The 14314-nt window shown below is 51.9% G+C and carries 8 protein-coding genes, 6 tRNA genes and 3 rRNA genes; 16 read left to right on the top strand and 1 reads right to left on the bottom strand.

Annotated elements, in window-relative coordinates:
- The first annotated feature begins 22 nt into the window (after positions 1 to 22).
- The 9 genes from trkH (at position 23) to birA (ending at position 9855) form a co-directional block, all read left to right on the top strand.
- Entirely contained in the window at positions 23 to 1474 is a 1452-nt protein-coding gene (gene trkH / locus Q1L34_RS25080; RefSeq protein ID WP_004119068.1) for a Trk system potassium transporter TrkH, read from the top strand.
- An 11-nt stretch (positions 1475 to 1485) separates the two neighbouring features.
- Positions 1486 to 2019 carry a menaquinone-dependent protoporphyrinogen IX dehydrogenase gene (hemG, locus tag Q1L34_RS25075; RefSeq protein WP_032718488.1) on the top strand — a complete coding sequence of 178 codons (534 nt, stop codon included), beginning with the start codon at positions 1486 to 1488 and terminating at the stop codon, positions 2017 to 2019.
- Between the two features lie 388 nt (positions 2020 to 2407).
- Positions 2408 to 3947 (top strand): 16S ribosomal RNA (locus Q1L34_RS25070).
- 71 nt (positions 3948 to 4018) lie between these two features.
- Positions 4019 to 4095 (top strand) — tRNA-Ile (locus tag Q1L34_RS25065).
- A 111-nt stretch (positions 4096 to 4206) separates the two neighbouring features.
- A tRNA-Ala gene (locus tag Q1L34_RS25060) sits at positions 4207 to 4282 on the top strand.
- A 206-nt stretch (positions 4283 to 4488) separates the two neighbouring features.
- Positions 4489 to 7394: ribosomal RNA gene (locus Q1L34_RS25055) — 23S ribosomal RNA — on the top strand.
- Between the two features lie 93 nt (positions 7395 to 7487).
- A 5S ribosomal RNA gene (gene rrf, locus Q1L34_RS25050) occupies positions 7488 to 7603 on the top strand.
- Together the 16S, 23S and 5S rRNA genes with 2 tRNA genes alongside form the textbook arrangement of a ribosomal RNA operon.
- Positions 7604 to 7867: 264 nt before the next feature.
- On the top strand, positions 7868 to 8896 hold the full coding sequence (murB, locus tag Q1L34_RS25045; protein ID WP_015585389.1) for a UDP-N-acetylmuramate dehydrogenase: 1029 nt from the start codon (positions 7868 to 7870) through the stop codon (positions 8894 to 8896).
- A complete protein-coding gene (gene birA / locus Q1L34_RS25040; protein WP_004118405.1) occupies positions 8893 to 9855 on the top strand; it encodes a bifunctional biotin--[acetyl-CoA-carboxylase] ligase/biotin operon repressor BirA in 963 nt (320 codons plus the stop codon). Before murB ends, birA begins: the two co-directional genes overlap by 4 nt.
- A gap of 47 nt (positions 9856 to 9902) precedes the next feature.
- Here the strand turns inward: birA and coaA are convergent, their stop codons facing one another.
- Positions 9903 to 10853 (bottom strand): type I pantothenate kinase, encoded by a 951-nt coding sequence (coaA, locus tag Q1L34_RS25035; RefSeq protein ID WP_015585388.1) that lies wholly within the window; start codon positions 10851 to 10853, stop codon positions 9903 to 9905.
- Positions 10854 to 11377: 524 nt separating this feature from the next.
- Here coaA and Q1L34_RS25030 point away from each other — a divergent pair.
- From Q1L34_RS25030 to nusG, 7 genes are all read left to right on the top strand, one after another.
- Positions 11378 to 11453 (top strand) — tRNA-Thr (locus Q1L34_RS25030).
- A gap of 10 nt (positions 11454 to 11463) precedes the next feature.
- Positions 11464 to 11548 (top strand) — tRNA-Tyr (locus tag Q1L34_RS25025).
- Positions 11549 to 11667: 119 nt separating this feature from the next.
- Positions 11668 to 11742, top strand: a tRNA-Gly gene (locus Q1L34_RS25020).
- Between the two features lie 5 nt (positions 11743 to 11747).
- Positions 11748 to 11823 (top strand) — tRNA-Thr (locus Q1L34_RS25015).
- 115 nt (positions 11824 to 11938) lie between these two features.
- The gene (gene tuf, locus Q1L34_RS25010) at positions 11939 to 13123 is read left to right on the top strand and encodes an elongation factor Tu (protein ID WP_004118409.1); all 1185 of its coding nucleotides are present in this window, start codon (positions 11939 to 11941) and stop codon (positions 13121 to 13123) included.
- 229 nt (positions 13124 to 13352) lie between these two features.
- The gene (gene secE / locus Q1L34_RS25005) at positions 13353 to 13736 is read left to right on the top strand and encodes a preprotein translocase subunit SecE (RefSeq protein WP_004118411.1); all 384 of its coding nucleotides are present in this window, start codon (positions 13353 to 13355) and stop codon (positions 13734 to 13736) included.
- A 1-nt stretch (position 13737) separates the two neighbouring features.
- A complete protein-coding gene (gene nusG, locus Q1L34_RS25000; RefSeq protein WP_002438628.1) occupies positions 13738 to 14283 on the top strand; it encodes a transcription termination/antitermination protein NusG in 546 nt (181 codons plus the stop codon).
- Positions 14284 to 14314 lie beyond the last annotated feature (31 nt).

Here is a 14314-nt window from a genome sequence, read left to right as displayed (position 1 = left end):
CATACCAAAGGAAGCGCCAGAGATGCATTTTCGCGCCATAACCCGAATCGTTGGACTGTTGGTCATTTTGTTTTCGGGGACGATGATCCTTCCGGGATTAGTGGCCCTGATATACCGCGATGGCGCGGGGCGGGCGTTTACCCAGACCTTTTTTGTCGCGCTGGCGATAGGCTCTTTATTATGGTGGCCGAACCGCCGTGAAAAGGGCGAACTGAAATCCCGCGAGGGTTTTCTGATTGTCGTCCTCTTCTGGACCGTGCTGGGCAGCGTCGGTGCGCTACCGTTTATTTTCGCCGAACAACCGAATCTGACGATAACAGATGCGTTTTTTGAGTCATTCTCAGGCCTGACTACGACCGGCGCCACCACGCTGGTGGGGTTGGACTCTTTACCACATGCCATCCTCTTCTATCGACAGATGCTGCAGTGGTTTGGCGGTATGGGGATCATTGTGTTGGCAGTAGCAATACTGCCGATACTGGGCGTCGGTGGGATGCAGTTGTATCGGGCGGAAATGCCGGGGCCACTGAAGGACAATAAGATGCGCCCGCGTATCGCCGAGACGGCCAAAACGCTGTGGCTTATCTACGTGCTGTTGACGGTCGCCTGTGCGCTTGCGCTCTGGTTCGCGGGTATGCCGGCATTTGATGCTATCGGTCACAGCTTTTCGACTATCGCGATTGGCGGCTTTTCTACGCATGACGCCAGCGTAGGGTATTTTAACAGTCCAACCATTAACACGATTATTGCGGTTTTCCTGCTGATCTCAGGCTGTAACTATGGCCTCCATTTTTCATTGCTCAGCGGGCGCAGTCTGAAGGTGTACTGGCGCGATCCTGAATTCCGCATGTTTATTGGTGTCCAACTGACGCTGGTGGTGATTTGTACGCTGGTGTTGTGGTTGCATGATGTGTATAGCTCGGCGCTGACGACGCTGAATCAGGCCTTCTTCCAGGTCGTCTCAATGGCGACGACCGCGGGCTTTACCACCGACAGTATCGCGCGCTGGCCGTTATTCCTGCCGGTGCTGCTATTGTGCTCGGCATTTATTGGCGGTTGTGCCGGGTCGACGGGCGGCGGGCTGAAGGTTATCCGTATACTGCTGTTGTTCAAACAGGGGAACCGGGAACTCAAGCGTCTGGTGCATCCGAATGCGGTATACAGTATTAAGTTAGGTAACCGTGCGCTGCCGGAACGTATTCTGGAGGCGGTGTGGGGATTCTTTTCTGCCTATGCGCTGGTGTTCATTATTAGCATGCTGGCGATCATCGCGACCGGAGTGGATGACTTTTCTGCTTTCGCCTCGGTTGTGGCAACGTTAAACAACCTCGGGCCAGGACTTGGCGTAGTGGCGGACAACTTCGCGACAATGAACCCGGTCGCGAAATGGATCTTGATTGCTAATATGCTGTTTGGTCGTCTGGAAGTGTTCACCTTACTGGTGCTCTTTACCCCCACTTTCTGGCGCGAATAACAGGAGTGCTTGTGAAAACGTTGATATTATTCTCTACCCGCGACGGGCAGACGCGTGAAATTGCCTCCTTCCTGGCCTCTGAGCTGAAAGAGCTGGGTATCGATGCGGATACGGTTAATCTCAACCGTACTGAAGAGGTTGAATGGCGCCACTACGATCGCGTGGTGATTGGTGCATCGATTCGTTACGGACACTTTCATCCGGCGCTGGACCGTTTCGTGAAGAAACACCTGCAGTCGTTGAATGCGCTGCCGGGGGCGTTTTTCTCGGTGAACCTCGTGGCGCGTAAGCCGGAGAAGCGCACGCCGCAGACAAATAGCTATACGCGTAAGTTTCTGCTCAATTCACCATGGCAACCGCAGCGCAGCGCGGTGTTTGCCGGCGCGCTGCGCTACCCGCGCTATAGTTGGTACGATCGCGTCATGATTCGTCTGATAATGAAGATGACCGGCGGTGAAACGGATACCAGTAAAGAAGTTGTCTATACCGACTGGAAGCAGGTTGCCAATTTTGCGCGGGAAGTCGCACAAATGACGAGCAAATAGCCCATAAAATGGGCGTGATGGCGGGAATTTGAGCGGTTGAAAAGTTTTTTTAAAACAGGGCTTGTCAACGTCTCAGAACTCCCTATAATGCGCCTCCACTGACACGGAACAACGGCTTACAGGCCGCCGGGTTAGCGGGGTTCAGCGATGAACACCGGCAGAGAAAAGCAAAAATAAATGCTTGACTCTGAATGAGGAAAACGTATTATACGGGACCTCGCGACAGAGCGCTCAGCGCCGTCGCACTGCTCTTTAACAATTTATCAGACAATCTGTGTGGGCACTCAAAGTGACATGGATTCTTAACGTCCTCGGACGAAAAATGAATACCAAGTCTCTGAGTGAACACGTAATTCATTACGAAGTTTAATTCACGAGCATCAAACTTAAATTGAAGAGTTTGATCATGGCTCAGATTGAACGCTGGCGGCAGGCCTAACACATGCAAGTCGAGCGGTAGCACAGAGAGCTTGCTCTCGGGTGACGAGCGGCGGACGGGTGAGTAATGTCTGGGAAACTGCCTGATGGAGGGGGATAACTACTGGAAACGGTAGCTAATACCGCATAACGTCGCAAGACCAAAGTGGGGGACCTTCGGGCCTCATGCCATCAGATGTGCCCAGATGGGATTAGCTAGTAGGTGGGGTAATGGCTCACCTAGGCGACGATCCCTAGCTGGTCTGAGAGGATGACCAGCCACACTGGAACTGAGACACGGTCCAGACTCCTACGGGAGGCAGCAGTGGGGAATATTGCACAATGGGCGCAAGCCTGATGCAGCCATGCCGCGTGTATGAAGAAGGCCTTCGGGTTGTAAAGTACTTTCAGCGAGGAGGAAGGCGTTAAGGTTAATAACCTTGGCGATTGACGTTACTCGCAGAAGAAGCACCGGCTAACTCCGTGCCAGCAGCCGCGGTAATACGGAGGGTGCAAGCGTTAATCGGAATTACTGGGCGTAAAGCGCACGCAGGCGGTCTGTTAAGTCAGATGTGAAATCCCCGGGCTCAACCTGGGAACTGCATTTGAAACTGGCAGGCTTGAGTCTTGTAGAGGGGGGTAGAATTCCAGGTGTAGCGGTGAAATGCGTAGAGATCTGGAGGAATACCGGTGGCGAAGGCGGCCCCCTGGACAAAGACTGACGCTCAGGTGCGAAAGCGTGGGGAGCAAACAGGATTAGATACCCTGGTAGTCCACGCTGTAAACGATGTCGACTTGGAGGTTGTTCCCTTGAGGAGTGGCTTCCGGAGCTAACGCGTTAAGTCGACCGCCTGGGGAGTACGGCCGCAAGGTTAAAACTCAAATGAATTGACGGGGGCCCGCACAAGCGGTGGAGCATGTGGTTTAATTCGATGCAACGCGAAGAACCTTACCTACTCTTGACATCCAGAGAACTTAGCAGAGATGCTTTGGTGCCTTCGGGAACTCTGAGACAGGTGCTGCATGGCTGTCGTCAGCTCGTGTTGTGAAATGTTGGGTTAAGTCCCGCAACGAGCGCAACCCTTATCCTTTGTTGCCAGCGGTTCGGCCGGGAACTCAAAGGAGACTGCCAGTGATAAACTGGAGGAAGGTGGGGATGACGTCAAGTCATCATGGCCCTTACGAGTAGGGCTACACACGTGCTACAATGGCATATACAAAGAGAAGCGACCTCGCGAGAGCAAGCGGACCTCATAAAGTATGTCGTAGTCCGGATTGGAGTCTGCAACTCGACTCCATGAAGTCGGAATCGCTAGTAATCGTAGATCAGAATGCTACGGTGAATACGTTCCCGGGCCTTGTACACACCGCCCGTCACACCATGGGAGTGGGTTGCAAAAGAAGTAGGTAGCTTAACCTTCGGGAGGGCGCTTACCACTTTGTGATTCATGACTGGGGTGAAGTCGTAACAAGGTAACCGTAGGGGAACCTGCGGTTGGATCACCTCCTTACCTGAAAGAACCTGCCTTTGTAGTGTCCACACAGATTGTCTGATGAAAAATAAGCAGTAAAAAATCTCTGCAGGCTTGTAGCTCAGGTGGTTAGAGCGCACCCCTGATAAGGGTGAGGTCGGTGGTTCAAGTCCACTCAGGCCTACCAAATTCATCCTGAATACTGCGTTGTGAAACGACTCGCATACTTCAGTATGCTTCGTCCTTCCACGCCTTGTCTCAGTCTGAATTACCGGTACAAGAGATTTAGCATTACGATGGGGTTATAGCTCAGCTGGGAGAGCGCCTGCCTTGCACGCAGGAGGTCTGCGGTTCGATCCCGCATAGCTCCACCATCCTTTACTGCTGCACAACAAGAAAACTTCAGAGTGTACCTGAAAAGGTATGCTGCGAAGTTTTGCTCTTTAAAAATCTGGATCAAGCTGAAAATTGAAACGACACACTGTTTCCTTTCTCCGTAATAAGAAAGGAAAAGCGGTGTGTTCGAGTCTCTCAAATTTTCGCAACGCGGACTGTTTTACGAAACAGCTTCGGGTTGTGAGGTTAAGCGACTAAGCGTACACGGTGGATGCCCTGGCAGTCAGAGGCGATGAAGGACGTGCTAATCTGCGATAAGCGTCGGTAAGGTGATATGAACCGTTATAACCGGCGATTTCCGAATGGGGAAACCCAGTGTGATTCGTCACACTATCGTTAAGTGAATACATAGCTTAACGAAGCGAACCGGGGGAACTGAAACATCTAAGTACCCCGAGGAAAAGAAATCAACCGAGATTCCCCCAGTAGCGGCGAGCGAACGGGGAGGAGCCCAGAGTCTGAATCAGCGCGTGTGTTAGTGGAACGGTCTGGAAAGTCCGGCGGTACAGGGTGATAGCCCCGTACACTAAAATGCACACGTTGTGAACTCGAAGAGTAGGGCGGGACACGTGGTATCCTGTCTGAATATGGGGGGACCATCCTCCAAGGCTAAATACTCCTGACTGACCGATAGTGAACCAGTACCGTGAGGGAAAGGCGAAAAGAACCCCGGCGAGGGGAGTGAAAAAGAACCTGAAACCGTGTACGTACAAGCAGTGGGAGCCTACTTGTTAGGTGACTGCGTACCTTTTGTATAATGGGTCAGCGACTTATATTCTGTAGCAAGGTTAACCGTATAGGGGAGCCGCAGGGAAACCGAGTCTTAACTGGGCGTTAAGTTGCAGGGTATAGACCCGAAACCCGGTGATCTAGCCATGGGCAGGTTGAAGGTTGGGTAACACTAACTGGAGGACCGAACCGACTAATGTTGAAAAATTAGCGGATGACTTGTGGCTGGGGGTGAAAGGCCAATCAAACCGGGAGATAGCTGGTTCTCCCCGAAAGCTATTTAGGTAGCGCCTCGTGAACTCATCTTCGGGGGTAGAGCACTGTTTCGGCTAGGGGGTCATCCCGACTTACCAACCCGATGCAAACTACGAATACCGAAGAATGTTATCACGGGAGACACACGGCGGGTGCTAACGTCCGTCGTGAAGAGGGAAACAACCCAGACCGCCAGCTAAGGTCCCAAAGTCATGGTTAAGTGGGAAACGATGTGGGAAGGCACAGACAGCCAGGATGTTGGCTTAGAAGCAGCCATCATTTAAAGAAAGCGTAATAGCTCACTGGTCGAGTCGGCCTGCGCGGAAGATGTAACGGGGCTAAACCATGCACCGAAGCTGCGGCAGCGACACTATGTGTTGTTGGGTAGGGGAGCGTTCTGTAAGCCGTTGAAGGTGGCCTGTGAGGGTTGCTGGAGGTATCAGAAGTGCGAATGCTGACATAAGTAACGATAAAGCGGGTGAAAAGCCCGCTCGCCGGAAGACCAAGGGTTCCTGTCCAACGTTAATCGGGGCAGGGTGAGTCGACCCCTAAGGCGAGGCCGAAAGGCGTAGTCGATGGGAAACAGGTTAATATTCCTGTACTCGGTGTTACTGCGAAGGGGGGACGGAGAAGGCTATGTTAGCCGGGCGACGGTTGTCCCGGTTTAAGCATGTAGGCGGGAAGTTTAGGTAAATCCGGACTTCTGTTAACGCTGAGGTGTGATGACGAGGCACTACGGTGCTGAAGTAACAAATGCCCTGCTTCCAGGAAAAGCCTCTAAGCATCAGGTAACAACGAATCGTACCCCAAACCGACACAGGTGGTCAGGTAGAGAATACCAAGGCGCTTGAGAGAACTCGGGTGAAGGAACTAGGCAAAATGGTGCCGTAACTTCGGGAGAAGGCACGCTGATGGTAGGTGAAGCGACTTGCTCGTGGAGCTGAAATCAGTCGAAGATACCAGCTGGCTGCAACTGTTTATTAAAAACACAGCACTGTGCAAACACGAAAGTGGACGTATACGGTGTGACGCCTGCCCGGTGCCGGAAGGTTAATTGATGGGGTTATCCGTAAGGAGAAGCTCTTGATCGAAGCCCCGGTAAACGGCGGCCGTAACTATAACGGTCCTAAGGTAGCGAAATTCCTTGTCGGGTAAGTTCCGACCTGCACGAATGGCGTAATGATGGCCAGGCTGTCTCCACCCGAGACTCAGTGAAATTGAACTCGCTGTGAAGATGCAGTGTACCCGCGGCAAGACGGAAAGACCCCGTGAACCTTTACTATAGCTTGACACTGAACATTGAGCCTTGATGTGTAGGATAGGTGGGAGGCTTTGAAGCGTGGACGCCAGTCTGCGTGGAGCCAACCTTGAAATACCACCCTTTAATGTTTGATGTTCTAACGTAGACCCGTGATCCGGGTTGCGGACAGTGTCTGGTGGGTAGTTTGACTGGGGCGGTCTCCTCCCAAAGAGTAACGGAGGAGCACGAAGGTTAGCTAATCCTGGTCGGACATCAGGAGGTTAGTGCAATGGCATAAGCTAGCTTGACTGCGAGCGTGACGGCGCGAGCAGGTGCGAAAGCAGGTCATAGTGATCCGGTGGTTCTGAATGGAAGGGCCATCGCTCAACGGATAAAAGGTACTCCGGGGATAACAGGCTGATACCGCCCAAGAGTTCATATCGACGGCGGTGTTTGGCACCTCGATGTCGGCTCATCACATCCTGGGGCTGAAGTAGGTCCCAAGGGTATGGCTGTTCGCCATTTAAAGTGGTACGCGAGCTGGGTTTAGAACGTCGTGAGACAGTTCGGTCCCTATCTGCCGTGGGCGCTGGAGAATTGAGGGGGGCTGCTCCTAGTACGAGAGGACCGGAGTGGACGCATCACTGGTGTTCGGGTTGTCATGCCAATGGCATTGCCCGGTAGCTAAATGCGGAAAAGATAAGTGCTGAAAGCATCTAAGCACGAAACTTGCCCCGAGATGAGTTCTCCCTGACTCCTTGAGAGTCCTGAAGGAACGTTGAAGACGACGACGTTGATAGGTCGGGTGTGTAAGCGTAGCGATACGTTGAGCTAACCGATACTAATGAACCGTGAGGCTTAACCTTACAACGCCGAAGCTGTTTTGGCGAAGAGACGAATGTTCAGCTTGATTACAGATTAAATCATCGCGCAGGAATGCGGGGTGAAAACAGAATTTGCCTGGCGGCGATAGCGCGGTGGTCCCACCTGACCCCATGCCGAACTCAGAAGTGAAACGCCGTAGCGCCGATGGTAGTGTGGGGTCTCCCCATGTGAGAGTAGGGAACTGCCAGGCATCAAACACGCGAAGAAACCTCATGCGAAAGCATGGGGTTTTTTTGTTTGCCTGCTGTTTGCCGGGAAACACTCACCGGGGCAGGATGTCCGCCATAAACGGCCAGGCATCAAATCAGTCAGAAGCCCGTCCTCACGGACGGGCTTTTTGCGTCTTTATCCATGAAAAACTAAAACATCCTGAATAGCCGCCTGGCCGCAATCAAGCAAGCCTTCCCCCAGCAGATACGGTAAACTAGTGCAGATTTTGCATCAGGAAGCCACTATGAATCACTCCCTCAAACCCTGGAACACCTTTGGCATTGACCGCATGGCCAAAGCGATTGTACGTGCTGAAAATGAACAGCAGCTATTGTCCGCATGGCAACAGGCCACTGCAGAGGATCAGCCCGTTTTGATCCTTGGTGAAGGGAGCAACGTACTCTTCCTGAAGGATTATGCCGGTACGGTGATAATCAACCGCATTATGGGAATTGAGGTCACGGAAACGCCTGATGCCTGGCATCTACACGTTGGCGCCGGAGAAAACTGGCATCAACTGGTGCAGTTTACGCTGGATAATGACATGCCGGGTCTGGAAAACCTCGCCTTGATTCCAGGGTGTGCAGGCTCTTCCCCGATTCAGAATATCGGCGCATATGGCGTCGAGCTGCAGCGTGTTTGCCAGTATGTTGATTGTATCGAGCTGGCAACTGGCCATAAGCAGCGTCTTTCTGCGAGTGAATGCCGTTTTGGCTATCGTGACAGTATTTTCAAACATGAATACCAGGATCGCTTTGCCATCGTTGCGGTAGGTCTCCGCCTGACAAAGGTCTGGGATCCGATATTAACCTACGGTGACCTGACCCGCCTTGACCGACAGACCGTGACTCCGCGTCAGGTGTTTGACGCCGTTTGTCATATGCGAATGACTAAGCTCCCTGATCCGAAGGTGAGTGGAAATGCCGGCAGTTTCTTTAAAAATCCGGTGATTGATGCCGGGAAAGGGCAGACGCTACTGGCCATGTTCCCGAATGCTCCGCACTACCCGCAGGCAGATGGGCGTATAAAACTGGCCGCAGGCTGGCTAATCGATCAATGCCAGCTGAAAGGGAAAACCATCGGCGGGGCCGCGGTGCATCGTCAGCAGGCTTTAGTATTAATCAATGCTAATCAGGCAACCAGCGACGATGTCATTAAGCTGGCGCATTATGTCCGTCAGCAGGTAGGCGAGAAGTTCAATGTCTGGCTCCAGCCGGAAGTCCGCTTTATTGGCGCAACCGGTGAAGTGAATGCCGAGGAGGCTATTGCATGAGAGATAATACAATCCCCCTGACATTGATATCAATTTTAGCGGATGGCGAATTTCATTCCGGAGAGCAACTTGGCGAGCGTCTGGGAATGAGTCGGGCGGCAATCAATAAACATATTCAGACTCTCCGCGACTGGGGAGTTGATGTGTTCACCGTCCCAGGAAAAGGTTACAGCCTGCCAGAGCCGATCCAGCTATTAGATGAACAGCGAATCGCTGCACAGATCGAACATGGACGGGTAACAGTGCTTCCCGTTATTGACTCGACGAACCAGTATTTGCTGGATCGTCTTAATGAATTGCAATCCGGCGATGCCTGTGTTGCTGAATATCAGCAGGCCGGCCGCGGTCGTCGAGGGCGCAAGTGGTTTTCTCCCTTTGGCGCAAACCTCTATCTCTCGATGTACTGGCGGCTTGAGCAAGGGCCCGCTGCCGCAGTGGGATTGAGTCTGGTCATCGGGATTGTTATTGCAGAAGTGCTCCAGAGCCTGGGGGCTGATAAAGTTCGGGTGAAGTGGCCAAATGACCTCTATCTTCAGGATCGTAAACTGTCAGGTATTTTGGTTGAGCTGACGGGAAAAACCGGCGATGCGGCACAGATAGTCAGCGGGGCGGGGATCAACCTGGCCATGCGTCACGTCGAGTCAGATGTCGTAAACCAGGGATGGATTAGCTTGCAGGAAGCTGGCGTATCTATCGATCGTAATACGCTGGCCGCGCGCCTGATTAAAGAGCTTCGTGCGGGCCTGCAGCTCTTTGAGCAGGATGGCCTGGCGCCTTATCTGACGCGTTGGGAGAAATTAGATAACTTCCTCAACCGCCCGGTGAAGCTTATTATTGGCGATAAAGAAATATTTGGTATTTCGCGCGGTATCGATACTCAGGGCGCGTTATTGCTTGAGCAGGATGGCGTGATAAAACCCTGGGTTGGTGGTGAGATATCATTGCGCAGTGCAGAATAAACTGAATAAAAAGGGAGCCCAGGCTCCCTTTTTATTTTCTGTAATCGTTATTTCCGTAACCGAACCTGATCAACGGAGTGATTAGCACTTTTCGTCATGATAAGACTGGCTCGTTCACGAGTTGGTAATATGTTTTCTTTTAAATTCAGCAGGTTAATCTCATTCCATAATGAGGTGGCAATGTTCACAGCTTCGTCTTTGGAAAGCTTTGCGTAATTATGGAAATAAGAGTCCGGGTCAGTAAAAGCCCCTTCACGGAATTTTAAGAAGCGGTTGATATACCATGTTTTTAGCAATTCTTCGGGCGCATCAACATATATCGAAAAGTCAACGAAGTCAGATACAAATACGTGGTGCGGATCATGAGGATAATCCATCCCGCTTTGTAAAACATTTAATCCTTCCAGAATCAAAATGTCCGGCTGCGCGACGGTTTTATCTCCATCGGGGATCACATCATAAATCAGATGCGAATAAACCGGAGCGGTAGCGTTAGGGATACCGGATTTCAGGTCGGAGACGAACTTGACCAGACGATGCATATCATAGGATTGCGGGAAGCCTTTCTTCTTCATCAGCCCGCGTTCTTTCAATACGGCGTTAGGATGCAAGAAGCCATCGGTCGTTATCAATTCAACATGACGATGTTCCGGCCAGCGGCTGAGCAGCGCCTGTAATACGCGCGCCGTTGTGCTTTTCCCTACCGCAACGCTCCCGGCAATACTGATGATATAGGGAATGCGTTGCCCGTTAGTTCCGAGGAATTGTTCCAGCACGGCCTGACGGCGCAAGTTAGAACTGATATAGAAATTAAGCAAACGCGACAGCGGCAAATAGATCTCGGCAACTTCTTCAAGAGAAAGATCTTCGTTGATGCCTTTTAACCGCGTGATTTCTTCCTCTGTCAGCGTCATCGGAACGGAATCACGAAGTGCAGCCCATTGGTTGCGGTTAAATTGTAGATAGGGTGTCATTAACGTCTGCTCTTTTTTGCTCATAAGCATGTTCTTAGCATCGCCGAATCAAATGCAGCGAGGGATGCTTCACACAAGTTAATCAGGACAATGGGCAGGAGGGTAACACCAGATTGCGAGGAATAATAAGAAAAAAACTCATCGGATAGTGCTTTCTAATGCAGACATCACAAGAGCGGGGTGCGCAGGTAATTACTAAACAGGTGAATAGAGCGCCCAGGTTACGTGAGCGATAAATGCCGCGAAAGGGAGTCGTCAGCGATGCAGCCAGGCGAAGCTGGAATATCTGCTTTGCGGGCTAAAAGATCGATTATCGTATGCAGAGGTGCTCAGGAAATCGCCCGGGAGATCAAAAATGCCGGTCTTGAACAAAATATCCCGGGTCAGCGTACGATTTACGCTTAGGTAAATGCCGTTTTTTTGTGCTCCGTTGTTTGAAATTGCAACGATTTTCCTTGTTTGAGCACAAAATATGAGCAATGGAACATTTTATGCAATTTTTTAGTTGCATGAACTCGCAGGTCTCCCTAAAATGCGCGCTACTTGATGCCGACTTAGCTCAGTAGGTAGAGCAACTGACTTGTAATCAGTAGGTCACCAGTTCGATTCCGGTAGTCGGCACCATCAAGTGCCTGGTGGGGTTCCCGAGCGGCCAAAGGGAGCAGACTGTAAATCTGCCGTCATCGACTTCGAAGGTTCGAATCCTTCCCCCACCACCATCTTTCGGCAACGCTTTGCGGAGCCAGAGTTGCTTGGTTAAACTAATCAACTCAAACAGAAAAAGAGATAAGTCTCTTTTTTTTGTTATAGAAAGAACTGGGTAGCCGAGTTTCAGGATGCGGGCATCGTATAATGGCTATTACCTCAGCCTTCCAAGCTGATGATGCGGGTTCGATTCCCGCTGCCCGCTCCAGACGTGCTGATATGGCTCAGTTGGTAGAGCGCACCCTTGGTAAGGGTGAGGTCCCCAGTTCGACTCTGGGTATCAGCACCACTTCTTTATCTCTCCTTCCCTGTTTCTCTCTGTTTATTGCATTCAACAAGTCGGGCATGTTGCCCGGTTGATGTGGTGATATCACCGATTTATCCGTGTCTTAGAGGGACAATCGATGTCTAAAGAAAAGTTTGAACGTACAAAACCGCACGTTAACGTCGGTACTATCGGCCACGTTGACCATGGTAAAACAACGCTGACTGCTGCAATCACTACCGTTCTGGCTAAAACCTACGGTGGTTCTGCTCGCGCATTCGACCAGATCGATAACGCGCCGGAAGAGAAAGCTCGTGGTATCACCATCAACACTTCTCACGTTGAATATGACACCCCGACTCGCCACTACGCACACGTAGACTGCCCGGGCCACGCCGACTATGTTAAAAACATGATCACCGGTGCTGCTCAGATGGATGGTGCGATCCTGGTTGTTGCTGCGACTGACGGCCCGATGCCGCAGACTCGTGAGCACATCCTGCTGGGTCGTCAGGTAGGCGTTCCGTACATCATCGTGTTCCTGAACAAATGCGACATGGTTGATGACGAAGAGCTGCTGGAACTGGTTGAAATGGAAGTCCGTGAGCTGCTGTCTCAGTACGACTTCCCGGGCGACGACACGCCGATCGTTCGTGGTTCCGCTCTGAAAGCGCTGGAAGGCGAAGCAGACTGGGAAGCGAAAATCATCGAACTGGCTGGCTACCTGGATTCTTACATCCCGGAACCAGAGCGTGCGATTGACAAGCCGTTCCTGCTGCCGATCGAAGACGTATTCTCCATCTCCGGTCGTGGTACCGTTGTTACCGGTCGTGTAGAGCGCGGTATCATCAAAGTGGGCGAAGAAGTTGAAATCGTTGGTATCAAAGAGACTGCGAAGTCTACCTGTACTGGCGTTGAAATGTTCCGCAAACTGCTGGACGAAGGCCGTGCTGGTGAGAACGTTGGTGTTCTGCTGCGTGGTATCAAACGTGAAGAAATCGAACGTGGTCAGGTACTGGCTAAGCCGGGCTCTATCAAGCCGCACACCAAGTTCGAATCTGAAGTGTACATTCTGTCCAAAGACGAAGGCGGCCGTCATACTCCGTTCTTCAAAGGCTACCGTCCGCAGTTCTACTTCCGTACAACTGACGTGACTGGCACCATCGAACTGCCGGAAGGCGTAGAGATGGTCATGCCGGGCGACAACATCAAAATGGTTGTTACCCTGATTCACCCGATCGCGATGGACGACGGTCTGCGTTTCGCAATCCGTGAAGGCGGCCGTACCGTTGGCGCTGGCGTGGTAGCAAAAGTTCTCGGCTAATCGCTGATAACATTTGACGCAATGCGCAATAAAAGGGCATCATTTGATGCCCTTTTTGCACGCTTTCGAACCAGAACCTGGCTCATCAGTGATTTTTTTTGCCATAATCATTGCTGAGACAGGCTCTGTAGAGGGCGTTAAGTCCGAAACGCAGCAGAGCATTTCGGTTTGGTTGCCTCGCTCTCGCGGGGCAAAATTATTTGTCTGAATTCTTGTGACAGGTTGGTTTATGAGTGCGAATACCGAAGCTCAAGGGAGCGGGCGCGGCCTGGAAGCGATGAAGTGGGTGATCGTTGCTGCGCTGCTGATTGTGGCCATCGTAGGCAACTTCCTTTATCGTGACATTATGCTGGCGGTGCGTGCGCTGGCTGTAGTGATTCTGATCGCTGCTGCCGGTGGCGTCGCGCTGTTAACCACTAAAGGTAAGGCGACCGTCGCCTTCGCCCGCGAAGCGAGAACCGAAGTCCGCAAGGTTATCTGGCCAACTCGCCAGGAAACGCTGCACACCACGCTGATTGTTGCTGCGGTTACTGCGGTAATGTCACTGATCCTGTGGGGACTGGATGGTATTCTGGTTCGCCTGGTATCCTTTATCACTGGCCTGAGGTTCTGAGATGTCTGAAGCTCCTAAAAAACGTTGGTACGTCGTTCAGGCGTTTTCCGGTTTTGAAGGTCGCGTAGCTACCTCGTTGCGTGAACATATCAAATTACACAATATGGAAGAGTTGTTTGGCGAAGTCATGGTGCCGACCGAAGAAGTGGTCGAGATCCGTGGTGGCCAGCGCCGCAAGAGCGAGCGCAAATTCTTCCCGGGTTACGTTCTGGTCCAGATGGTAATGAACGACGCAAGCTGGCACCTGGTGCGCAGCGTACCGCGCGTGATGGGCTTTATCGGCGGTACTTCTGACCGTCCGGCACCGATCAGCGACAAAGAAGTTGATGCGATCATGAATCGCCTGCAGCAGGTTGGCGATAAGCCGCGTCCGAAAACGCTGTTCGAGCCGGGCGAAATGGTTCGCGTCAGCGATGGTCCGTTTGCTGACTTTAACGGCGTGGTTGAAGAAGTTGACTACGAGAAGTCTCGTCTGAAGGTCTCTGTTTCTATCTTCGGTCGTGCGACTCCGGTTGAACTGGACTTTGCTCAGGTAGAGAAAGCCTAACCGGCGATCAAAAAAGCAGCGATTTAATCGT

The organism is Klebsiella ornithinolytica, from assembly GCF_030505655.1.
GTDB classification, from domain to species: Bacteria; Pseudomonadota; Gammaproteobacteria; order Enterobacterales; family Enterobacteriaceae; genus Klebsiella; species Klebsiella ornithinolytica.
The sequence above is the reverse complement of the archived record's forward strand: the minus strand, read 5'-3'. Positions and strand labels throughout refer to the sequence as shown.